Here is a 23,434-nt window from a genome sequence, read left to right as displayed (position 1 = left end):
GCATGTTCTCTAAAGAAGAGAACATAGAGAGCTGTTTTAGATTTACGTTTAAGCATAAATATCTGCAAGATTTATAATGTAAAGGTCAAAAAAATGAAAATATAAGCAAATAATTTGAGTATAATATATTGTAAATCTGAGGAATATTAGGTTTATAAGGAATGACTATTTAGATTAATTTTATGAGTTTAATATATTATTTTTAGTTTTCAGAAAACTTATATATATAGTAAAATCTTGTAAAAGAAGATCTAATAAGTTGTTTATTTTAAGTATCTATATTGACTTATATATGATTTTTGTAAATCAAAATAACTATATTTGGTTAAAATATAAAAAAACAAGCAACTTTATTAACTTTTGATTATTAATTTATCTTAGGTTTGTTTATATTTGCATTATTAACATATTTAAGTATTATTCTTATTATATGTTGTAATAAAGATGAGAAAAGATAGTATTATGAGTAAGAAAACAATTTGGGCAGTTGCAATCATTATGGGATTATCATTTCTTGGTTTGCTTTTTATTCAGTTTAACTATATAGAAGAAATGGTTAGCATGAAGAAAGAACAATTTGCAGAATCGGTAAGTCGTGCTTTATATCAGGCATCTCGTAATATGGAACTTAATGAAACTTTGCGTTATCTTGAAAGTGATATAAATAAGCATGAGAAAAAAGATAGTAATGAAAATAAAATGGTATCAGTTGTTTCTCCAAAGACTCATCAGATTCCACCTTCTGATATTCAGGGCGAGCCATATTCTTCTTTCGAGAGCAAACTATTGAGAACAAAACCAACGCTTACGCCAAAAGCTTTAATCTTACGAAATGACAGCAATTCTATTTCAGCAACTAAACGTGATATACAGGGTATTGTAAGAAATAGGTATGTATATAAAAAAGCTATGCTTGATGAGGTTATTTATAATATATTGTATTCTGCTTCAGACAAGCCATTAAAAGAAAGAGTAAATTTTAAATTATTAGATCAAGATTTAAAAGCAGAGTTAATGAATAATGGAATAGATATTCCTTATCACTTTTCTGTAAGTACCCAAGATGGAAGAGAGGTATATCGTTGTCCGGATTATGTATCAGAAGGTGAGCAAAACTCGTATTCACAAATTTTGTTTCGAAATGACCCAGTTAATAGGATGGGAATTATAAAGATACACTTTCCTGATATGAATAGCTATATTTTCTCAAGTGTACAGTTTATGATACCTTCTATTATTTTTATATTTGTTTTATTGGTTACATTTATTTATACTATAGTTATTATATTTCGTCAAAAGAAATATAGTGAAATAAAGAATGATTTTATTAATAATATGACCCATGAGCTTAAAACTCCTATTGCAAGTATTTCATTAGCAGCACAGATGTTAACAGATAAATCTCTTAACAAAACGCCAAAAATGCTTGACCATCTTAGTTGTGTAGTAGCTGATGAGTCAAAGCGACTTCGTTTTCTTGTAGAAAAAGTTTTACAAATGAGCTTATATGATAGTAAGCGAGCTGTGCTTAAGAAGACTTATACTGATATGAATGAAATGGTAGAGAATATAGCTAATTCTTTTTCATTACGTGTAGAGCATACAGGAGGTAAAGTATATACAGACGTAGAAGCTGTTGACTCAACAATGTATGTTGACGAAACACATTTTCAAAATGTAATTTTTAATTTAATGGACAATGCTGTTAAGTATGCTAAATCAGGAGAGCCATTAAATATATATATGAAAACATGGAATACTAATGAGCATTTATATCTTTCTATTCGTGATACAGGTATGGGTATAAAAAAAGAGAATTTAAAAAAGATTTTTGATAAGTTTTATCGTGTACATACAGGTAATCGACATGATGTTAAGGGGTTTGGCTTAGGTTTAGCTTATGTTAAGAGAATGATAGATTTGCATGAAGGTGATATAAAAGTAATTAGTGATTATGGTAAAGGTACCAAGTTTGTTATAAAGTTACCTGTTATTCATGATCAAGAAGATGAAAATAAAAGATAAATATATTTTAGTAAAACGAAATAATAACATTTAAAGTTTAAGCGATATGGATGAGAAATTAAAAATTTTATTGTGTGAAGATGATGAGAATTTAGGTACTCTTCTTAGTGAGTATTTACAAGCTAAAGGGTATGAGGCAGAACTTTGTCCTGATGGGGAAGCTGGTTTTAAGGCTTTTCTAAAGAGTAAGTTTGACATTTGTGTGTTAGATGTTATGATGCCTAAGATGGATGGTTTTGCTTTAGCTACAGAAATTCGTCAGGTTAATGCAGAAATACCTATTATATTTTTAACAGCTAAGCAGCTTAAAGAGGATATATTAGAAGGTTTTAAGATCGGTGCAGATGATTATATTACAAAGCCTTTCTCTATGGAGGAGCTAGTTTTTCGTATTGAAGCAATACTTCGTAGAGTTAGAGGTAAAAAAGTAAAGGAGCAAACTTTATATACTCTTGGTAGGTTTGTTTTTGATACTCAGAAGCAATTACTTACTCTTGATAACGACCCTGTAAAAATTACAAAGTTAACAACGAAAGAAAATGAACTTTTAGCATTGCTATGTGCTCATGCTAATGAGATATTACAACGTGATTATGCTTTAAAAACAATATGGATAGACGACAATTATTTTAATGCAAGGTCTATGGATGTTTATATTACCAAACTTCGTAAGCATTTAAAACCAGATCCTAATATTGAAATAATTAATATTCATGGTAAGGGATATAAATTAATCATTCCAGGTCAGGAATAAGAAAATATGAAAAGGGGTTGTGTCAAAATTGACACAACCTCTTTTTTTATGCAAAAAGATTTCATCTTTTTAGATGTATATTTTAAAAGGAGTAAGCTGGGAAAAGTTTATCAAAAATGTGCATCTTCAGATTATAGCTTCTGAATTATCCCAAATATAGAGCATAGGACTTTATAAGCTCTAATAAATTAACACGTAATAGGATTATAATCCGAGAAAATATACTTTAGAAAGGATATGTTATTTTAAATGGTTAATATATTGAATGATATCTCAAATAGATATTTCTATATATGAAAGTTCCGTACTGTGTTGTATAAGAGGTTATTATATATGAAAGTAGGAGACAAGCATCTATAATTAGTGTGTTTATCTCCTACTTGATTAAAATTAATAAAAGTTTTACCGTGCAGTAATATTTTTTATATTATAGAATTAATTTTGTTTTCTATTTCAGAAATACTATATGTAGGCTCGAAACGTTCAACAACATTACCTTCACGATTTACTAAAAATTTGGTGAAATTCCATTTTATATCTGTTTCGTTGCGAGGCACTTTATTAGCTTTGTTGTAAAGATCTTCCATAATAGCTGCTAATTTATCTTCATATTTGCCAAGGCCATGAGGTTTTTCTTTCTTTAACCATGTGAAGAGAGGAAGCTCGTTTTCACCATTAACATCAGATATTTTAAATTGAGGGAAATCGGTGCCAAATTTTGTAGTACAAAAGTTTGTTACATCTTCATCAGTACCTGGAGTTTGATGTCCAAATTGGTTACAAGGAATATCCAATATTTCAAATCCTTTCTCTTTTAGTTTTTTGTAAAGAGCTTCTAATTCTTCATATTGTGGAGTAAAACCACAACCTGTAGCAGTATTAATTATAAGAAGTACTTTACCTTTATACTCAGAAAGACATACTTCTTTGTTTTTTTTGTCAGGAAGACTAAAATTGTAAACTGTTTCCATTTTCGTATTATTTTTTTGTTATTGAAATATTATTGTAATTTTTACAAAGGTATATATTTTTCTCACTATCGTAAGCGATATAAAAGAAACTTAACTATATTTTTGTTTTTATTAGTATGCTTAAGTACTAAATGCAATGTAGTTATATAGCAAATGTAAGTTATAATATTAATATAGTCTTTAAAGAACTCTTATAGAAGAAACAAAGGACAACTAAAACAATTTTTTATTTATCTTTTTTGTTAACTTGTTGTGTGGAGAAAAAGCTCGGGATAGAACTTTTTCTCAAGATTATCAAAATAATTATGTTTGGAGAATATTCATATATTGTCAATTTGCTATATATTATAAAATAAGAAAATATTATAGGAATACGTAAATTTAAAATAGGTTATTTTGTTTATTATCAACAAGTAGGATAGTTTTCAAGAACGATTATTAAATTATTTCATATAAAAAACTACACCTTTTTTTAGTTTTTCGTTTTTTATTGTTATTTTTGCAGGTATATATACAATTATGTATCAATGGAACATATCAGAAATTTTTGCATTATAGCTCATATCGATCATGGTAAATCAACTTTAGCTGATAGATTATTAGAGCATACAAATACTATTCAGATAACGCAAGGTCAAATGCTCGACAATATGGACTTGGAGAAAGAGCGTGGTATTACTATTAAAAGTCATGCCATACAAATGGAATATAAAAAGAATGGTAATAAGTATGTTCTTAACCTTATAGACACTCCAGGTCATGTTGATTTTTCCTATGAAGTATCTCGAAGTATTGCTGCTTGTGAAGGTGCTTTGCTTGTTGTTGATGCAACGCAGGGTGTGCAGGCACAAACAATATCAAATCTTTATATGGCAATAGAACATAACTTGGAAATTATTCCTGTTATAAATAAAATAGATATGCCTAATGCTATGCCAGAAGAGGTTGAAGACGAGATTGTTGACCTTATTGGTTGCGAACCTGCAGATATTATTTTGGCAAGTGGTAAGACAGGCGAGGGGGTAGATGCTATCCTTGATGCAATTGTAGAAAAAGTGCCAGCTCCTAAAGGTGATTTAAAATCTCCATTGCAAGCATTAATATTCGATTCTATATTTAATTCATTTAGAGGCATAATTACACTATGTAAAGTAGAAAACGGTGTGATAAAAAAAGGAGATAAGGTAAAATTTGTACAGACTGGAATGGAATATATTGCTGATGAGGTGGGCGTTTTAAAAATGGATATGAAACCAACAAAGGAGCTATCTACAGGCGAAGTAGGTTATATTATATCTGGTATTAAGAATGCTACTGAGGTAAAGGTCGGTGATACTATTACCAATGTAGATAATCCTTGTGAGAAGGCTATAGACGGTTTTCAAGAGGTTAAGCCTATGGTCTTTGCAGGTGTTTACCCCATTGATCCAAATGATTATGAAAATTTGCGTTCATCATTAGAAAAGCTTCAGCTTAATGATGCTTCACTTACGTTTATGCCAGAGAGCTCACAAGCCTTAGGTTTTGGTTTCCGTTGTGGCTTTTTAGGATTATTACACATGGAAATAGTACAGGAACGATTAGATAGGGAGTTTAACATGGATGTAATAACTACCGTTCCCAATGTTAGCTACATGGTATACGATAAGCAAGGTAATAAAAAAGAAGTACATAATCCGTCAGGATTGCCAGAACAGACCATGATAGAACATATAGAAGAACCTTATATAAAGGCTTCTATTATTACTATTTCCGATTTTATTGGTCCTATTATGACATTATGTCTTGATAAACGAGGCGAACTAATAAGTCAAAATTATGTTAGTGGCAATAGGTTAGAATTAATTTTTATGTTACCTTTAGGTGAAATAGTCATTGATTTTTATGACAAACTAAAAAGTATATCTAAAGGTTATGCTTCTTTCGATTATCATATTGATTCTTTTCGTCCTTCAAAATTGGCTAAACTTGATATTTTACTTAATGGTGAGCCCGTCGATGCTCTCTCTACATTAACGCATGAATCAAATGCAGTAGCCTTTGGGCGTCGTATATGTGAAAAGCTAAAGGAGCTTATCCCACGACAACAGTTTGATATAGCTATTCAGGCTGCTATTGGTGCCAAAATTATAGCACGTGAAACAGTTAAGCAGGTACGAAAAGATGTTACAGCAAAATGTTATGGAGGAGATGTTAGTCGTAAGAGAAAATTATTAGAAAAGCAAAAAAAAGGTAAGAAACGTATGAAGCAGGTAGGTAATGTACAGGTTCCACAAAAAGCCTTCCTTGCTGTATTGAAACTTGATTAAGAATAAAATATAACTTTATGGGGAGGGTTTTTGTATGCGTATAGATGATATAAGCGAAACTAGAAATATTGCAAGAGAATTAGCAAGAAAGTATAGTACAATGACTCATGAAGAGTTAAATGTGCTTGAGAATATTCTTGAGCCCATGCGTTTTGCAAAGGGGCAAATGATACTTAAAGAGGGTGAGGTGTGTAAAAACATTTATTATATAGAACAAGGGTTGATACGCCAATTCTATTTTAAAAAAGGTAAACAAATAACAGAACACTTAGGTGAGGATCATACCATCTTTATGTGTATAGAGAGTCTTTTTAGAGAAGAACCTACATCTTTGCAAGTAGAGGCTTTAGAGCCAACTATTATATATGCTATTCCTAAATTTAGATTAGAACAAGTGGCGCTTCATAATGTAAATATTCAAATACTTTATAGAAAAATTTTAGAAGAAAGCCTAATAACTTCTCAGATACATGCCGATCTTGTGCGCTTTGAGACTGCGCAAGATAGATATAAAAGATTTTGCAAGTTATGTCCACAGGTTATATTACGTGCACCTTTGGTATATATAGCAAGTTATCTTCAAATGACGCCAGAAACTTTAAGTAGAGTAAGATCATCTACCCTTTTAGAATAAAAAAATAATAGTTAGCATAGTGATTTAATAAGGATAGAACTAATAATAAATAAAAGAAAAAGAGGTATGGTTAAGCTATAATACCTCTTTCATTTAAAAGTTTGTTTTTTATTATTGATGTCTTGTAAAGTCCTTGTTATCTATTTCCAGTCTTCTTGCTTTACAATAAAACATAGAAGAGCTTCCTTTCTTATTGTAAAAAAAAAGTATTTAAGACTAAAGAACAAAACCAATAATCTTTAAAATCTTTCCTATATGTCTTTAGCAATAGTTTCTGCCTTTGCTCGAGCTATCTTGCCATTTTTTGTAAGAGGTATATGTGCTAAATGAGCAATATGTTTAGGCTGCCAAAACTTTGGTAAATATTGTTTACATATATTTCTAATTTCATCTAAATTACTGTTTTCTGTAAGCATCACAACTATTTCTCCGAAGATATTATCTTTCTTTTTTGTAATTACAAAAGGAGCCGATAAATATGGTCTGAGAATGGTTTCTACTTCTTCTATTTGTATTTTTATTCCACCAGAATTGATAATATTATCCTTACGACCTAAAACGCGAAAAAGAGTTTTACCCTGTTTTGTTTGTTTTAACTCCACTCTGTCATTTGTTTTAAGTATGTTATCGCATACTAAAGGAGCGTTAATAATTAGGCTATTGTCTGAATCTACAGATAACTTTACACTATCAAAAGGTTCATACCATTCACTTGCAGCAGCACCACTAAGTGGTCGTAGGGCAATATGAGATAAAGTTTCTGTCATGCCGTATGTACTCCATACAGCATTAGGGAAAGATTTTAAAATAGTCTCCATGTTTACATCTATAGCCCCACCGCCTATGATAAGATTCTTTATAGCCATTAGACGTTTACGTTCAGAAGGAACTTTGAGAGAGTTGGCTACTTGTAAAGGTATCATTGCTGCAAAAGTTATTTCACCTAAATAGCCTGATTCCCTAAGAGAATTGTTAGAAAGAGGATGTCCATTAGGTTCTACATAGATAAGTTTCAATCCGCGTTCTATGCTACGTACTACCATCATTTTACCTGCAATAAAGTCAAGAGGTAAACATAGAAGGGCTGTGTCGTCTTTCTTTAAATTAAGAAAATCGCAAGTGATTTTAGCCGAGTTTAGCATATTCTGTTTTTTTACAAGCAGATTTTTAGGTGTACCTGTAGAGCCACTGGTATGTACAAGTAGCGTACTTTTATCGTTATGCCACTCTAATAGAAAATCGTGTAAGGTCATTATTATAAATTTTTATGTAAAATATTAACCACAGAAAAACAGTTTATCTCCTCTTATTTCTAAAGGTAAAGGTATGTTATCTATAAAGAGATGTCCTGTACCTAACCCTTGTGGAGTAACAAGTTCAGAGCCATAAATACTTGCTGTAAATTGTGCAATAGCATTTAGTCCTATGTTACTTTCTAAAGCAGATGTTATCCATGACCCAATGTTGCGTTCTTTTGCCATATTTATCCATTCTCGAGAGCCTTGCAAACCACCATGTAGACTAGGTTTTAATATAATATATTGAGGTCTTATGGTATCTAATAATATTTTTTTCTTATCTATATAGTTTATTCCTATCAACTCTTCGTCGAGAGCTATAGGTAATGGACTATTCTTACAAATGAAAGCCATTTCTTGCCATTGATTTTGTTTGATAGGTTGCTCTATGGAATGAATGTCATATTTAGCTAATGCTTCTAAACGTGAAAGAGCCTCATTAGGTGAAAAAGCACCATTAGCATCTACACGCAGCTCTATTTGTTCTTTTGTAAAAGATGCTCGAATATGTTTTATAAGCTCTAACTCTTTAGTAAAATCAATAGATCCTATTTTTAATTTTATGCAATGAAAACCTGATTTTAGTTTTTCTTCTAAACGCTGAAACATTTCATCAAAAGTGCCCATCCATATTAGTCCGTTAATGGTTATCCCTTTCTCACCTTTACCAAAGGGAGTATTAAAAAGGTCTAAACTTCCTTTTCTATCTAATTGTTTCATTGCTGTTTCAAGTCCAAACAGCATAGAGGGATAAGGTCTTAGTGCTGTATAATTTATTTTCCCTGTATGTTCTATATCGTTACAGAAATGTTTTAAGATATGTTCATAATCATAATCAGGCATGGCATCGCATGATAAATCTGGAAGTGTAGCACACTCACCAATACCTTTTATATGAGGTTTGTCAGTATCATGTATAGTAACATACCAGCTTTTACGTGTAAGATATACTCCCCTTGAAGTAGTAGCAGGAACTTTAAAATGAAAAATCTTTTTAGTAATATTTATTTTATACATAGCCTTTTTATATAAAAGACATTTTCATAAACTATGGAAACTGTGGATATTTATCAAAGTCTGGCTTACGTTTTTCAAGAAAAGCTTGCCCACCTTCATGTGCCTCTTCCATATTATAATATAACATAGTGGCATCACCTGCAAGCTCTTGTATACCTGCCTGACCATCTAATTCTGCGTTTAATCCTGCTTTTATCATACGAAGAGCAAGTGGAGAATGTTCCATCATGCGTTCAGCCCATGCTACACATTCATCTTCTAAATGATCGAAAGCAACCACTTTGTTAATTAATCCCATTCGTTCAGCCTCTATAGCATTATATTGACGACACATAAACCATATTTCACGCGCTTTTTTCTGTCCTACAATACGAGCCAGATAAGAAGCTCCAAATCCAGCATCGAAAGAGCCTACACGAGGACCTGTCTGTCCAAAAATAGCATTATCAGAAGCAATAGATAAATCGCACATTATATGCAAAACATGTCCTCCACCAATAGCATAACCATTAACCATGGCTATTACAGGTTTAGTTAAACGACGTATTTGCATTTGTACATCAAGAACATTTAGACGTGGTACACCATCAGTTCCAATATATCCACCTTGACCTTTAACGTGCATATCGCCACCAGAGCAAAATGCCTTATCGCCGGCACCTGTAAGAATAACTACACGAATATCAAGAGATTCGCGACAATAACTAAAAGCTTGAGACATCTCCCATACTGTCTTGGGAGTAAAGGCATTGCGATAGCGAGGACGATTAATAGTTATCTTTGCAATATGATTAAATTCCTCAAAGAGTATATCCTCAAAACTAAACCCTTCAATGGGTTTCCATTCTCTTTCTTGCATATTCTTCTATTTTAATTATTATTCTATATTTCAATTTTAGTCTTGTATTTTTTATAATATACATTGAAAATATTCATTCATTACTTGTGCATCATTATTAGGATTAGTAAAAACTTCCAACAGAACAGCCCCTTCCGTATTTGTTACAAAACGCTGCATTTGCTCACGCAGCTCCTCCTCATTATGCGCACTAAGGTATTGTAAGCCATAGGAATGGCAGATACCTTCAGCCGATGTGTGATGACTTGCTGCTATATATTCTTCACAATAAGGTGATTTTTTAGGGTCTTTCATTTGGTAAAATATACCGCCACCACCGTTATTGAGTAATAACACTTTTAGAAGACGCTTAGAACATATATTCCAAAGGGCATTATTGTCATAGAAAAAACTTAGATCGCCTATTACACAATATACTTGCTCAGCCTCTGAATCCTTAAGCGAGTACCCTACAGCGACCGACAAACTCCCCTCTATACCATTCACCCCACGATTGACATGGATATATTCTTGCGAATAGATATTGCCTAAACGCACGGCAGAACTATTGGCATAAAACAGGCTATGCTTACCTTTATATGTATAAAGATATGTATGAAAAAGCTTTACTGCTAACATCTGAGAATAGGCTGGGAGGTAGCTTTCAGCTTGTTCTGCCACCGCTTTTCTCACTGTTAACCACTGTTGATAATAATTATTTACCTTATGCTGTTTGCTATGTGCTGCCAATAAGTGTACAAATAAAGCTGGATAAGCTTGTATCACCCATGAAAGATTCATAAAAACATCACGTACCTCACCGTGTTCATCAATAAGAACAGAGGTTATTCCTCGTGCCTTTCGTAGGTATTGCTTAAGTCGTTTGCTAACAATTGTGCCACCTATATAAACAATGAAATCGGGTAAAAAGGTAGTATCATTATCTATTCGTGTCAAGACTGCATCAAGATGTTGTGCATACGGATTGCCACCTGACGACAGATTGTCCTGCAAGAGAACATAATGCTCATGGATTTTAGCAATATCAGCCGACAAAGCTTCGGCAACATCAGCATCTAACTGCCCTATAACAATCAAAGGCTTACTTGCCCGAGATAGTTCGTTAGCTAATAATTCCAGCTTATCAGTATCGCTAACAGCTGTTCCTAAAAATATATAACGCTCTTTAGGCAGCTGTGTTATATTATATTCGTAAAGAGGTTCAGATAGCGGTACATTGATGTGTACTGGTCCGCCGCCGTATGATACGGTAGCATTCAGTGCCTCATTTACTAATCTATTGCAATACCATAGTTCTTCTTCTGTGCGTGGTTCAGAGATGTTAATATGCTTGCGAACATTTGGTTTGAGAGCATTTGCCTGCTTAAGTGTTTGCCCATCACTCTGTCCTATCCACTGTTGTGGTCTATCGGCAGAGATAATAATGATAGGAATGTTACGATAATAAGCCTCAGCTACGGCTGGTGATAGATTGAGAAGTGCCGATCCTGAAGTAACGCATACCACAACAGGGGCATTAATAGCTTCAGAAATGCCTATTGCTATAAAGCCAGCAGAACGCTCATCGGTAACAGGATAACAGGTTATTTCGTTTGTCTCCAATAAATTATGTACAATAGGAGAATTGCGCGAACCAGGACAAACTACAGCAGTATGAATGCCGTGCGATAACAATAACGACGTAAGGATATTTACATTTTTTTTACTACTATACATGTCTTTTATTTATGTCTGTTGCAAAAGTTGAAGCATTGTCTGAAGCTTTGCTTCCGTTTCCTGCCATTCACTTTCTTTTTTACTTTCTGATAAAAGTCCACCCCCAGCATAAAGTCTACAACAATTGTCCATTATTTGCATACATCGAAGTGAAACATAAAGATGAGTTTCATTATTTATATTTAGTGGACCTATAAAACCGCTATAATAACTCCTATCTATTCCCTCATTTGATAAAATAAAATCTTTAGCTGCTTCTTTAGGTATACCACATACAGCCGGAGTGGGATGAAGGGTTGAAAGTAAATTTCCTATATTGTTTTCATTAGTAAGTGTAAATTGAAAATCAGTTCGTAAGTGAGCGAGGTTAGAAGCAAAAGTAGTAAAAGGCTCGCTAACATTAATGGAATTGCTATATTGCTGTAGACAATTTAAAATATATTTAACCACATAGTTGTGCTCTTCTTTATTCTTGTTAGACCATTTTATGTTACATTTATCTTTATGCATAGTACCAGCTAAAGCCATAGTATGCCAAATGTTACCATTTATTTTATCTAATAATATTTCAGGAGTAGCCATAAGCCATATACCTGATTGTGGTGTAGATACTAATATTATGTGCTGCTGCGGATATTGCTTACAGGCTTCTAAAAAAATGCTTTCAAGGTTGATATGTGATGTTTTTATATCTACATATCGAGCTAAAACTAATTTGTCAAACAAGTTGTTTTGCAATGCATTATAGAATGTATTAAAAGCTTTAGTGTAAGATATATCTATATCTTTATTTTCAAAATCTTTTAATAATATTTTTTCTCCAGAAGGGGGCAACGTGATCTTTTTGGATACAGCATCTTCAAAAAGCAAAATAGGATATTTTTTACTTGCTATAAAAGGAGCAAAGATAAAGCCCTTCTTTCCATTAAGACTATTAAGATTGTAAAATTCCGAAGGTGGAGATGCTTGGTAATAACATGTACAACTATCGGAGAAAGGTAAGCGACTAAGCGCAAATGATCCTTTCTGTATTTTTTCTGTTAAAAGAAAATTATAAAATGAGGGCATTACTAATAACTATTTAATAACTACATTTTACTTATAGCTTTGGGTTTGGCATTAAGTAGTTAGTTACTTGTATTGTAGAAATAAGCTCACCGTTCTGATTTTTTATATCAACATGCCAAACATGTAAAGTTTTACCCTTATGAACGAGTTTGCCATAAGCAGTAACCACATCGCCTATATATGCAGGCTTTACATGAGTTCCATTTACATTTATCCCCACAGCAATATAACCAGGGCATACTGCCATAGAGCCAACACCAGTTAAGTTCTCTGCCATTGATAGTGATGCGCCGCCTGCTAAGACTCCAAAGGGTTGTTTGTTTTTATCGCAAACAAGCATTTTTGCTTGTAAAGTATCAGGGTCAGGAGTATTAATAAATTCTATTCCAAGAGAACGTGTTAACCCGTCATCTTTTTTAAAATTATCCCAAAAGTATGAAATATCCATTATATTATTTCTATTATAACTATTAAAGATAAGCAATAAGAGTAATATATGCACTTATAACCTACTTTAGACAAGTATAATCTATTATATACAAAGTTAGTAATAAAATTTGGAAAATACCATTTAGGAAATAAAAAAAAGTTTATAAAAAAGCCCTTTATCACCACAAATTGGTTTTATAGAAATAAATAAAAAACTACTTTACTTTTTAGTAGCTAATATATTTTTATTGATTAGGATAGCAATAAAAATAGATAAACTTCTTATATCCAGTAAAAAATAACAATTCTTAGGTGTAGAAAGCTAATGTTTTATAGTAATAAGAATGAGTCTTTTTCTTGGAAAAGAGAACTGATTGTGATAAAAAATAATTTATTTTTGTACTAAAAATAAATTAAAAATCAGATAAAAATAAATTATTTTTATTATTATGTGATCTCTTTTGCTAACTAAAAAAGTGAACTTTTATGCACAAATAAATAAATATTTGTATAGTGAAAGATGATGTTAGTTTAGTGTTTTTATATTTATGATAAATATTCATCACTAAAGGTCAAAAATCAAAGTAGCAGGTATTGTTTTATAATTTAATATATTAAGGTGTTTTGTTATATCATCTGATTTATTTATCTTTGCATAAAAATAGCATATTATGGGTTTATTTGGATTATTTAATAAAAGTAAGAAGGATACGTTAGATAAAGGATTGGAAAAAACAAAAGCGAATGTTTTTTCTAAATTAGCACGTGCTGTAGCAGGAAAATCTACGGTAGATGACGATGTTTTAGACAACTTAGAAGAGATTTTAGTAACATCAGATGTTGGTGTAGATACTACAATAAAGATTATTCATCGTATAGAAAAGCGTGTAGCAAGGGATAAATATGTTTCAACAAGTGAACTAAATGCTATATTAAAGAGCGAGATAGCTAACTTATTAGCAGAAAACAACACCGGAGATATTGCTAATAGTGAGATGTTAGTGGGTAAAAAGCCTTATGTTATTCTTGTAGTTGGAGTAAACGGAGTTGGTAAAACTACTACAATAGGCAAGCTGGCATATCAATTTAAACAAGCAGGCAAAAAGGTTTACTTAGGTGCAGCAGATACGTTTCGTGCAGCAGCAGTAGAACAGATTGATATTTGGGGGAAAAGAGTAGGAGTCCCTGTAATAAAGCAGCAAATGGGTGCAGATCCAGCCAGTGTAGCTTTCGACACATTACAGAGTGCTAAAGCCAATGATGCAGATGTTGTATTGATAGATACAGCTGGGCGTTTGCATAATAAGGTGAACCTTATGAATGAGCTTAAAAAGATAAAAGAAGTAATGAAAAAGGTCATACCAGATGCTCCACACGAAGTAATGTTAGTCTTAGATGGTAGTACTGGACAAAACGCTTTTGAACAAGCTAAACAGTTTGCTGCTGTTACTCAGATCTCTTCTTTAGCAATTACAAAGCTTGACGGAACTGCTAAAGGAGGTGTCGTTATAGGTATTAGTGATCAATTAAAAGTACCTGTAAAATATATCGGTTTAGGTGAAGGAATGGAAGATCTGCAGTTATTTAATAAAGAAGAATTTGTAGATAGTTTGTTTAAGGGTTAAGTTTGCTTTCTTACGTTTTCATTGATATATGAATAAAAATCAGATAGATATTATAACAATGGGGTGTTCTAAAAACCTTGTAGATTCAGAATTGCTTATGAAGCAGTTTGAGGCTAATGGTTTTAAATGTACCCATGATTCAGATAAGCCAGATGGAGAAATAGCTGTTATCAATACATGTGGATTTATAGAAACAGCTAAGGAGGAAAGCATCAATACTATATTGGAATTTGTTAATAGGAAAGAAAAAGGACAGCTAAATAAGCTCTTTGTTATGGGGTGCTTATCGCAACGTTATAAGGAAGAGTTAAAAAAAGAAATACCTGAAGTAGATAAATTTTATGGTAAATTTAACTATAAACAGCTATTAACAGATCTTGGCAAAGCCAGTGTAGCCTCATGCAATGGTGTACGCCATCTTACCACACCACGCCATTATGCGTATATAAAGATAGCAGAAGGTTGTGATAGGCATTGTGCTTATTGTGCAATACCACTTATTACAGGAAAGCATCAATCAAGAAAAATGGAAGATGTTTTGCAAGAAGTAGAACAACTTGTAAAGGAAGGCGTAAAAGAATTTCAGATAATAGAGCAAGAGCTTACTTATTATGGAGTGGATATTGATGGAAAACACCATATATCTGATTTGATTTCAAAGATAGCTGATATAAAAGGAGTAGAATGGATTCGCCTTCATTATGCTTATCCTAATCAGTTTCCTTTAAGTTTGCTCGATGTTATAGCAGATAAGCCAAATGTATGTAAATATCTCGATATAGCTTTTCAGCATATTTCTGATAATATGCTTAACAGAATGCATCGACATGTAAGTAAACAAGAAACGCTCAGTCTGATAAAAGAAATACGTAGTCGTGTACCAAATATTCATTTACGCACAACTTTATTGGTAGGTTTTCCCGGAGAAACGGATGAAGATTTTGAAGAGTTAAAAGATTTTGTTCGTCAAGCACGGTTTGAGCGTATGGGGGCTTTCTCTTATTCCCGCGAGGAAGGTACTTATAGCGCAGAGCATTATGAAGATGATGTTCCTGAAGAGGTTAAGATGCAACGACTTAACGAATTAATGGCTATCCAGCAGGATATTTCAACAGAAATAGAAAGAGCTAAAGTAGGGCATACTTTTAAAGTAATCATAGATAGAAAAGAAGGAGATTATTATGTAGGACGTACAGAGTTTTGCTCACCAGAGGTAGACCCAGAGGTTTTAATCCCAATGAAAGAAGATACGTTGCGAGTAGGTGAATTCTATAATGTGTATATCACAAGTTCCGATGAGTTCGATCTTTATGGAGAAATAAGATAAATTTTTACCGAATGAATAATAAAGAGTTCATAGCTAAGTTATCTAACCAAATGGGGTTTACACAAGAAGAAAGTCAGAAATGTGTTAAGACTTTACTCGATGAAATGGGTAAATCTTTCGAATTAGGTAAACCTATTCAAATATCAGGCTTTGGATCGTTTGATATAAAAAAGCGTATGGAACGAATTATAGTAAATCCAGCTACAGGAGTAAGAATGCTTGTACCCCCTAAATTGGTGTTAAGTTTTAAGCCTACTAATACTATAAAAGCACATATAAAGAAAGGAGGAGTGGCTGAATAATGGCAAAAAGTTCTATCCAGATGCTTGCTACTGCAATTGCAAAGAAAAACAACTTATCAAATGCAGATGCTATAAAGTTTGTAGAAACAATGTTTAATATCATTATAGACGAACTTAAAAATAGTAATCCTGTTAAAATAAAAGGGCTTGGCACATTTAAATTGCAGTCAGTAAAACCTCGTGAAAGTGTTAATGTAAATACAGGGGAACGTGTCCTTATAGAAGGACACGATAAAATATCTTTTACGCCAGACCAAGCAATGAAAGATATTGTAAATAAGCCTTTTGCACAGTTTGATACTGTTGTTTTGAATGATGGAGTAGAATTTGAAGATGAAAACGACCAAAATGAGGATAATACAGAAAATGATGAAGAATGTATAGAAGAAGATAATGTCAAAATACCATTAGAAAAAACTTTAAAAGAAAAATCCGCAGCAAGTTCTTCTGATACCGCTATTGATATTAAAGAAAATGCAGAGATATGTGAAAAATCATGTAGAGAAAGCCCTATTTTAAGTTCTGCAGAGCCATCTAATGATAATACTATTTCTAAATTAGATGAAAATAAAGATGATTTTTCGGAAAAAGACGCAGATAAGACTCTGTATAATGAAGAAAAAATATTAAATGACAAGATCACTTCATGTCAAAATACTACTGAATCTTTACAAAAAGAAGACTCAAGCGTTTTATCAGATAAAATTATACAAGAAGTTACAGAAGAAAAAAATAAAGATATTACAGCTACAGATAATTGTATAGAAAAAGAAGAGCCAACAGATGATGAGCGTGAAATGCGATCTTTATGCTGCATTTTACTGATAGTATTAATTATAGCAATAATAGCTTTTGGAGGTTATTACGTAAAGACGACTTTTTATGATCAATCTTTTAAAAAAGAAATTGTAAAGGATAATACTATTAAAAACATAGTAAAACCCGTAAAATATGTTCCAAAACATGTAGATTCATCTTCAGTACATAGAGTTATTACATCAAAGAAAAAATCTGCTAAGATAAAAAAGATATCAGAAGAGTCGAGGTATGAAAGCTTGAGTAACGATCCTAAAATACGTTATGGGGCTTATAATATCATAGGAATAGAAAAGGTTGTTGTTTTAAAAAGTGGCGATTCTATGACAAAATATAGCCGTAGAACATTAGGGCCAGATATGTTAGGATATTTTCAAGTTTTAAATGGAGTAGATGAAATGTATGAAGGAGATACTATGAAAGTGCCAAAGGTTAGGTATCGTCCTCAATATCAAAAGAAAAGAAAAGAAAGATACTAATATAAGAAAAGGTTTTCTAACACATAAGGTTTTAGAAAACCTTTTTTAAGGTTATTTAGACTGTAGATAACAACCTAAGACTATTATTTATTGTACTTTTGTATGATAATAAATAAATGATAGTAGTAAACTAAAAATAGTTATAAATGGCAGAAGCAATAGATATTCGTGAGCTTAATGCACGGATAGAGCAGCAAAGCTCTTTTATTACAAATTTAACAGTAGGAATGCATCAAGTGATAGTAGGACAAAAGCACTTGATAGAATCTCTTCTTATAAGTTTATTGAGTGATGGACATATTTTGCTGGAAGGCGTTCCTGGATTAGCAAAGACTTTGGCTATTAAGACTTTATCAGATCTTATTGATGCAAAATATAGTAGAATACAGTTTACTCCAGATCTTTTGCCTGCCGATGTTATAGGTACCCAAATTTATTCTCAGAAAGACGAAAGTTTCAATGTAAAAAAAGGTCCTGTATTTGCTAATTTTATTTTAGCAGATGAGATTAATAGAGCTCCTGCAAAAGTGCAAAGTGCTTTATTAGAAGCAATGCAGGAACATCAAGTAACAATAGGTGATGATACTTTTCTTTTACCAAACCCTTTCCTTGTGATGGCAACTCAAAATCCTGTAGAGCAAGAAGGTACTTATTCTTTACCAGAAGCACAGGTAGACCGTTTTATGTTAAAGGTAATTATAGATTATCCTACTATAGAGGAGGAGAAACTTATTATCAGTGAAAATTTGCAATCCTCAATGCCTACAGTAAGTCCTATAGTAAGTTTAAACGACATTATTTCTGCAAGAAAAATTGTAAAAGAAGTATATTTAGACGATAAAATAATGCAATATATTGCAGATATTGTTTTTGCAACACGCTATCCTGAACGTTATAAGTTGGGAGAGTTAAAGCAGATGATAACTTTTGGAGGTAGTCCTCGTGCAAGTATTAATCTTGCTAAGACAGCAAGAGCTTATGCTTTTATTAAACATAGAGGTTATGTTATACCTGAAGATGTGCGTGCTGTAGCATATGATGTGTTAAGACATCGTATTGGATTGTCTTATGAGGCAGAAGCCTCTAATATGGCATCTGAGCAAATTATTACTGAAATATTAAATAAAATCCAAGTACCTTAATCTTGTTTTGTTCTTTATATTATGGATACAACGAAGCTGCTTAGAAAAGTAAGAAAAATAGAGATAAAGACTCAAGGTTTGAGTAAAAATATCTTTGCAGGTAAGTATCATTCTGCATTTAAGGGTAGAGGTATGGCTTTTTCTGAAGTTCGTGAGTATCAATATGGAGATGATGTAAGAGATATAGAATGGAATGTAACAGGGCGTTTTCATCATCCTTATGTGAAGGTATTTGAAGAGGAACGTGAACTAACAGTAATGCTTTTAGTAGATGTAAGTGGATCGCTTGACTTTGGTACGCAACTGCAAATGAAACGTGATCGTGTTACAGAGGTTGCTGCAACATTAGCATTTTCAGCTATTGAGAATAATGATAAGGTAGGAGTTATTTTCTTTTCAGATACGATAGAAAAATATATTGTGCCATCTAAAGGACGTAAACATATTCTTTATTGTATAAGAGAAATGCTTACTTTTAAACCAAAGAGTAAGCATACCGATTTGCAAATAGCAATAGAATATCTAACAAAGGTATTAAAGCGCAAATGTACTGCTTTTATTATAAGTGATTTTTATACAAAATTTAATTTTGAGCAATCGCTTATCATAGCAAATAAAAAACATGACGTTGTAGCTATTCAGGTATATGATGAGCGTGCAAAGATGTTGCCAGATATAGGTTTGCTGAAGGTAGTAGATGCAGAAACAGGGCACGAAATGTATATTGACACTCATGATATACGATTACGAAAGTTACATCACGATTATTGGATAAATCGTAATACACAACTTAAAGAGATTTTAAATAAAAGTAGGGTAGATAGTGTTTCTATTGCTACTAATGATGATTATGTAGAGAAGCTGATGGCTTTATTTTCAAAAAGAAGTAGATGAAACGTAGTATAGTTTTATTATATATATTATTAGTATGTAGCATTTTTAGTGTTGCACATGATAGCTTAAAAACAGAATTAGACACAAAAAGGATATTAATAGGTGGGAGAGCGGCTCTAAAAATTTCAATAGAAGTGCCTAAAAACGTATTACCTATATTTCCTAAATTTAAGATTAGGCAAGAAATAGTGCCAGGAATAGAAATTTTAAATATAAAACGTGATACTATAACTAACAATACTAACAAAGGCTATAGCGTTACCTACATACTTACCTCTTGGGATAAAAACACCTATAAGATACCGTCCTTACCTGTTATAGTAGAAGGAAAAACATTTATGAGTAAGGAGTTTTTACTTACTGTAGACGAAATAAAAATCAATAAAAAACAAGCACATCAAAAGCCATCAGATACCATTATAGATGTACCTTTTAAATGGATAGATCTTATTCCCTCATTTTTATACTTTATAATTTCATTTATAGGGTTTATAGTATGTTTTATTTTGTACAAAAGAATAATTAAAAAGAATAAGTTTATTCCACTTAAAAGTATGCCTGTTAAGTTATCTCCCTATGAAGAGTCTATGAAAGCTTTAAATAAGCTAAGAGATAAATCTAAAAATATTACTGATCAGAAGAAATATTATACAAAGATAACAGAAATAATAAGATGGTATATATATAAGCGGTTTAATATAAACTCATTAGAGATGACCTCTGAAGAGATAATAGAATCTTTAAAAGCTCAATGTGATGATTTAAAGATCAACGAATTACAAAATTTGTTTTCTACAGCCGACTTAGTGAAATTTGCAAAATTCTCCACTTCTGAAAATGATAAAGAATATTATTTATCTAAAGTTGTTTGCTTTATAGAAGACACAAAAGCTGCAATAGTAGAAACAAATATTGATTCAAGTGTAGAAGATAAAAATAATGACAATAGATTAAAAGTAAATTATAGAAGAACTATAATAAAAAGTATTATATATATTGTAGCGTTGGTATCAATAGTCTTGTTATTATATGCTTGTTATAAGTTTTATACTATTGTGATTTAAAAAAAAAGAAAAAATGGATTTTGCTGATAGTGGATATTTGTTTTTATTACTACTTTTGATACCATATATAATATGGTATTTCTATAAAGGTAGGCGGACAGAACCTACGATGCGTATGAGTGATACTTATGCTTATCTAAATTCACCAAAGAGTGCTCGTGTTCGTTTTATCCACTTACCAATGTTTTTACGTTGTATAACTTTTTCTTTAGTCGTTATAGTACTGGCTCGTCCACAAAGCTATTCGGCATGGGATAATAAAGATAGTGAAGGCATTGATATTATGTTAGCAATGGATATTTCTGCAAGTATGCTAACAAATGATGTTATCCCTAATAGATTAGAAGTGGCAAAGGAAGTAGCGTCCGATTTTATAAGTGGGCGACCTAATGATAACATAGGACTTACTATTTTTGCAGGTGAAGCTTTTACACAATGTCCACTCACAACCGATCATGCATCATTAATCAACTTGCTTAACAGTGTTAGGACTGATTTAGTTGTAAAGGGATTGATACAAGATGGTACAGCAATAGGCATGGGGCTGATAAATGCTGTTGGAAGATTGAAATCATCTAAAGCAAAGAGTAAAGTTGTTATTTTATTAACAGATGGTAGTAACAATGTAGGTTCTATATCTCCAATGACAGCAGCAGAAATTGCTAAAAAATTCAATATTCGAGTTTATACAATTGGGCTTGGAACAGAACAAAATAATGGATATAGTGATATTGATTATACTACATTAAGACAAATAGCTAATGTAACTAATGGTAAATTTTATAGTGCACAAAGCCAAACAGAACTATCACAGATATATAAAGATATTAATAAGCTAGAGAAAACTAAATTAAAAATAAAAGGAAAGAGTGCAAAATATGAAGTCTATATGCCTTTTGCAATAGCAGCTTTAATTTGCTTTTTGCTGGAGATATTATTACGTCTTACTGTTTTTAAACGTATTCCTTAGTGTTTTTCATTATAGTCATAAAATAAATAAAAATGTTTAGATTTGAAAGTCCTATATATCTTTGGTTATTATTGTTGATACCTTTATTATCAATATTTTATTATATTTTATATCAGCATAGAAAGCAACGCATTAAAAAGTTTGGTGATATAGAGTTAGTAAAACAACTATCCCCTTCTTTATCAAATAGGCGTCGTTTTATAAAGTTTCTTCTTATGCAAAGCTCTATAGCTTTAATGGTACTTATAATAGCACGCCCACAAATTGGAAATCGTATATCTTCTACAAAAAATGGAAAAGGTATAGAGACTGTTATAGCTTTAGATATTAGTAATTCTATGTTAGCTCAAGATGTTATACCTTCACGTTTAGATAAAAGTAAATTACTTATAGAAGACCTCCTCCGCTCTTTTGATAATGATAAGGTAGGATTAATAGTTTTTGCAGGAGATGCTTTTGTCCAGTTACCTATTACGTCCGATTTTATTTCAGCAAAGATGTTTCTTAATGACATTAATCCTTCTTTAATAGGTACTCAAGGTACTGATATAGGAAAAGCTATTAATCTTGCTATGCATAGTTTTTCTCCTACATCAAAAGCAGGTAAAGCTATAATAATAATCACAGATGGAGAGGATAATGAAGGAGGTGCAGAAGCTATGGCAAAAAAAGCTCAAGAAGCAGGTTTTCATATCTATATCCTTGGTATAGGATCTACATCTGGAGCAGAAATTCCTATTGGTAATGGTGAAAAATTGAAAGATAAAAGAGGAAATATTGTTGTATCACATCTTAATGAAGATATGTGCAAAGGTATAGCTGATGCAGGTAAAGGTATTTATATACATGTAGATAATAATAGCGACGCACAACAGATCTTAAAAAAACAGTTATCTAAATTACAAAAAGATGACATTAATAATATTGTTTATAGCGATTATGATGAACAATTCCAAGCTATTGCTATAATCCTTATAATATTAATAATAGGAGAGGTATGCATACTTGAACGTAAAAATACAAAAAAGAAAAAATGGTATATGATAAAAAATAATTTTGCAAAGCTATTAATTTGTATATTTTTCTTATCTTTTTTCTGTAATTTTATGATTTATGCACAGTCAGAAAACCAACTTATTAGAAAAGGTAATAAGTTTTTTAGATCTAAAAATTATTTAGAATCAGAGATAGCTTTCCGTAAAAGTTTAATTAAAAATAATAAAAGCGATATTACTATTTATAACTTAGGGTGTGCATTACAAGCTCAGAAAAAAAATAAGGAAGCTTTAAGTGAATATAAAAAAGCAACAAAGGTAAGTGAAAATTCTTTGCATAAGTCGAAAGCATATTATAATATTGGAACTATATTTCAAGGACAAAAAAAATATGACGAAGCAATAGAATCATATAAAGATGCATTACGAAATAATCCAAATAATAATAATGCCAGATATAATTTAGAACTTTGTAAACAACAACAAAAACGACAACAACAAAAACGACAACAGCAACAAAAATCTAAAAACAAAAAAAACAACAGTAAACAGCAGAACAAAAATAAAAAGAACAAGAATAACTCTAATAAACGTGATCAGAAACGTGATAAAGAAATGAGTAAAGATAATGCTGAGAGACTTTTAGATGCAGCTATGCAGCAAGAAAAACTTACTCAAAAACGCTTATCTAAGGCAATGCATCAGCCATCTGATCATCAATTAAATAAAAACTGGTAATA

The 23,434-nt window shown here is 31.7% G+C and carries 20 protein-coding genes; 13 read left to right on the top strand and 7 right to left on the bottom strand.

The window, feature by feature from the left end:
• Positions 1-462: 462 nt before the first annotated feature.
• On the top strand, positions 463-2,025 hold the full coding sequence (locus tag HMPREF9018_RS04855; RefSeq protein WP_008448849.1) for a sensor histidine kinase: 1,563 nt from the start codon (positions 463-465) through the stop codon (positions 2,023-2,025).
• Between the two features lie 46 nt (positions 2,026-2,071).
• Positions 2,072-2,779, top strand: a complete 708-nt coding sequence (rprY, locus tag HMPREF9018_RS04850; RefSeq protein WP_008448673.1) for a response regulator transcription factor RprY — start codon at positions 2,072-2,074, stop codon at positions 2,777-2,779.
• A 422-nt stretch (positions 2,780-3,201) separates the two neighbouring features.
• Here rprY and HMPREF9018_RS04845 read toward each other — a convergent pair whose 3' ends face one another.
• Positions 3,202-3,750 carry a glutathione peroxidase gene (locus HMPREF9018_RS04845; RefSeq protein ID WP_008448675.1) on the bottom strand — a complete coding sequence of 183 codons (549 nt, stop codon included), beginning with the start codon at positions 3,748-3,750 and terminating at the stop codon, positions 3,202-3,204.
• A gap of 527 nt (positions 3,751-4,277) precedes the next feature.
• On the opposite strand from HMPREF9018_RS04845, the gene lepA reads away from it, so the two are divergent.
• Positions 4,278-6,059: a translation elongation factor 4 gene (gene lepA, locus HMPREF9018_RS04840; protein WP_008448838.1), complete on the top strand. Its 1,782-nt coding sequence runs from the start codon at positions 4,278-4,280 to the stop codon at positions 6,057-6,059.
• Positions 6,060-6,093: 34 nt separating this feature from the next.
• The gene (locus HMPREF9018_RS04835) at positions 6,094-6,693 is read left to right on the top strand and encodes a Crp/Fnr family transcriptional regulator (RefSeq protein ID WP_008448687.1); all 600 of its coding nucleotides are present in this window, start codon (positions 6,094-6,096) and stop codon (positions 6,691-6,693) included.
• Between the two features lie 251 nt (positions 6,694-6,944).
• Here the strand turns inward: HMPREF9018_RS04835 and HMPREF9018_RS04830 are convergent, their stop codons facing one another.
• The 6 genes from HMPREF9018_RS04830 to HMPREF9018_RS04805 are packed head-to-tail and all read right to left on the bottom strand — an operon-like array spanning position 6,945 to position 13,099.
• Positions 6,945-7,946 (bottom strand): AMP-binding protein, encoded by a 1,002-nt coding sequence (locus HMPREF9018_RS04830; protein ID WP_008448744.1) that lies wholly within the window; start codon positions 7,944-7,946, stop codon positions 6,945-6,947.
• Positions 7,947-7,970: 24 nt separating this feature from the next.
• Positions 7,971-9,008 (bottom strand): o-succinylbenzoate synthase, encoded by a 1,038-nt coding sequence (locus tag HMPREF9018_RS04825; protein ID WP_008448618.1) that lies wholly within the window; start codon positions 9,006-9,008, stop codon positions 7,971-7,973.
• A gap of 31 nt (positions 9,009-9,039) precedes the next feature.
• Positions 9,040-9,867, bottom strand: coding sequence for a 1,4-dihydroxy-2-naphthoyl-CoA synthase (gene menB / locus HMPREF9018_RS04820; protein ID WP_008448685.1), 828 nt, complete (start codon positions 9,865-9,867; stop codon positions 9,040-9,042).
• Between the two features lie 51 nt (positions 9,868-9,918).
• Entirely contained in the window at positions 9,919-11,583 is a 1,665-nt protein-coding gene (menD, locus tag HMPREF9018_RS04815; RefSeq protein WP_008448857.1) for a 2-succinyl-5-enolpyruvyl-6-hydroxy-3-cyclohexene-1-carboxylic-acid synthase, read from the bottom strand.
• Between the two features lie 9 nt (positions 11,584-11,592).
• The gene (locus HMPREF9018_RS04810; protein ID WP_008448769.1) at positions 11,593-12,651 is read right to left on the bottom strand and encodes an isochorismate synthase; all 1,059 of its coding nucleotides are present in this window, start codon (positions 12,649-12,651) and stop codon (positions 11,593-11,595) included.
• Between the two features lie 31 nt (positions 12,652-12,682).
• A complete protein-coding gene (locus HMPREF9018_RS04805) occupies positions 12,683-13,099 on the bottom strand; it encodes a PaaI family thioesterase (protein WP_008448862.1) in 417 nt (138 codons plus the stop codon).
• Between the two features lie 652 nt (positions 13,100-13,751).
• On the opposite strand from HMPREF9018_RS04805, the gene ftsY reads away from it, so the two are divergent.
• From ftsY to HMPREF9018_RS04760, 9 genes are all read left to right on the top strand, one after another.
• Positions 13,752-14,705, top strand: coding sequence for a signal recognition particle-docking protein FtsY (gene ftsY, locus HMPREF9018_RS04800; RefSeq protein WP_008448659.1), 954 nt, complete (start codon positions 13,752-13,754; stop codon positions 14,703-14,705).
• Between the two features lie 28 nt (positions 14,706-14,733).
• A complete protein-coding gene (rimO, locus tag HMPREF9018_RS04795; protein WP_008448814.1) occupies positions 14,734-16,032 on the top strand; it encodes a 30S ribosomal protein S12 methylthiotransferase RimO in 1,299 nt (432 codons plus the stop codon).
• 11 nt (positions 16,033-16,043) lie between these two features.
• On the top strand, positions 16,044-16,334 hold the full coding sequence (locus HMPREF9018_RS04790; RefSeq protein ID WP_008448826.1) for an HU family DNA-binding protein: 291 nt from the start codon (positions 16,044-16,046) through the stop codon (positions 16,332-16,334).
• The gene (locus HMPREF9018_RS04785; RefSeq protein WP_039864402.1) at positions 16,334-17,629 is read left to right on the top strand and encodes an HU family DNA-binding protein; all 1,296 of its coding nucleotides are present in this window, start codon (positions 16,334-16,336) and stop codon (positions 17,627-17,629) included. The genes HMPREF9018_RS04790 and HMPREF9018_RS04785 overlap by 1 nt, the downstream gene beginning before the upstream one ends.
• Positions 17,630-17,775: 146 nt before the next feature.
• Positions 17,776-18,771 carry an AAA family ATPase gene (locus tag HMPREF9018_RS04780; RefSeq protein ID WP_008448819.1) on the top strand — a complete coding sequence of 332 codons (996 nt, stop codon included), beginning with the start codon at positions 17,776-17,778 and terminating at the stop codon, positions 18,769-18,771.
• 21 nt (positions 18,772-18,792) lie between these two features.
• The gene (locus HMPREF9018_RS04775; protein WP_008448717.1) at positions 18,793-19,665 is read left to right on the top strand and encodes a DUF58 domain-containing protein; all 873 of its coding nucleotides are present in this window, start codon (positions 18,793-18,795) and stop codon (positions 19,663-19,665) included.
• Positions 19,662-20,729, top strand: a complete 1,068-nt coding sequence (locus HMPREF9018_RS04770; protein WP_008448702.1) for a hypothetical protein — start codon at positions 19,662-19,664, stop codon at positions 20,727-20,729. Before HMPREF9018_RS04775 ends, HMPREF9018_RS04770 begins: the two co-directional genes overlap by 4 nt.
• Positions 20,730-20,742: 13 nt before the next feature.
• Positions 20,743-21,699 (top strand): vWA domain-containing protein, encoded by a 957-nt coding sequence (locus HMPREF9018_RS04765; protein ID WP_008448668.1) that lies wholly within the window; start codon positions 20,743-20,745, stop codon positions 21,697-21,699.
• Positions 21,700-21,731: 32 nt separating this feature from the next.
• Positions 21,732-23,432, top strand: a complete 1,701-nt coding sequence (locus HMPREF9018_RS04760) for a VWA domain-containing protein (RefSeq protein ID WP_008448790.1) — start codon at positions 21,732-21,734, stop codon at positions 23,430-23,432.
• Positions 23,433-23,434 lie beyond the last annotated feature (2 nt).

Origin of the sequence: Prevotella amnii CRIS 21A-A (assembly GCF_000177355.1) — a bacterium.
GTDB classification, from domain to species: Bacteria; Bacteroidota; Bacteroidia; order Bacteroidales; family Bacteroidaceae; genus Prevotella; species Prevotella amnii.
Note: the sequence above shows the minus strand (reverse complement) of the source record. Positions and strands in the feature narration are given on the sequence as shown.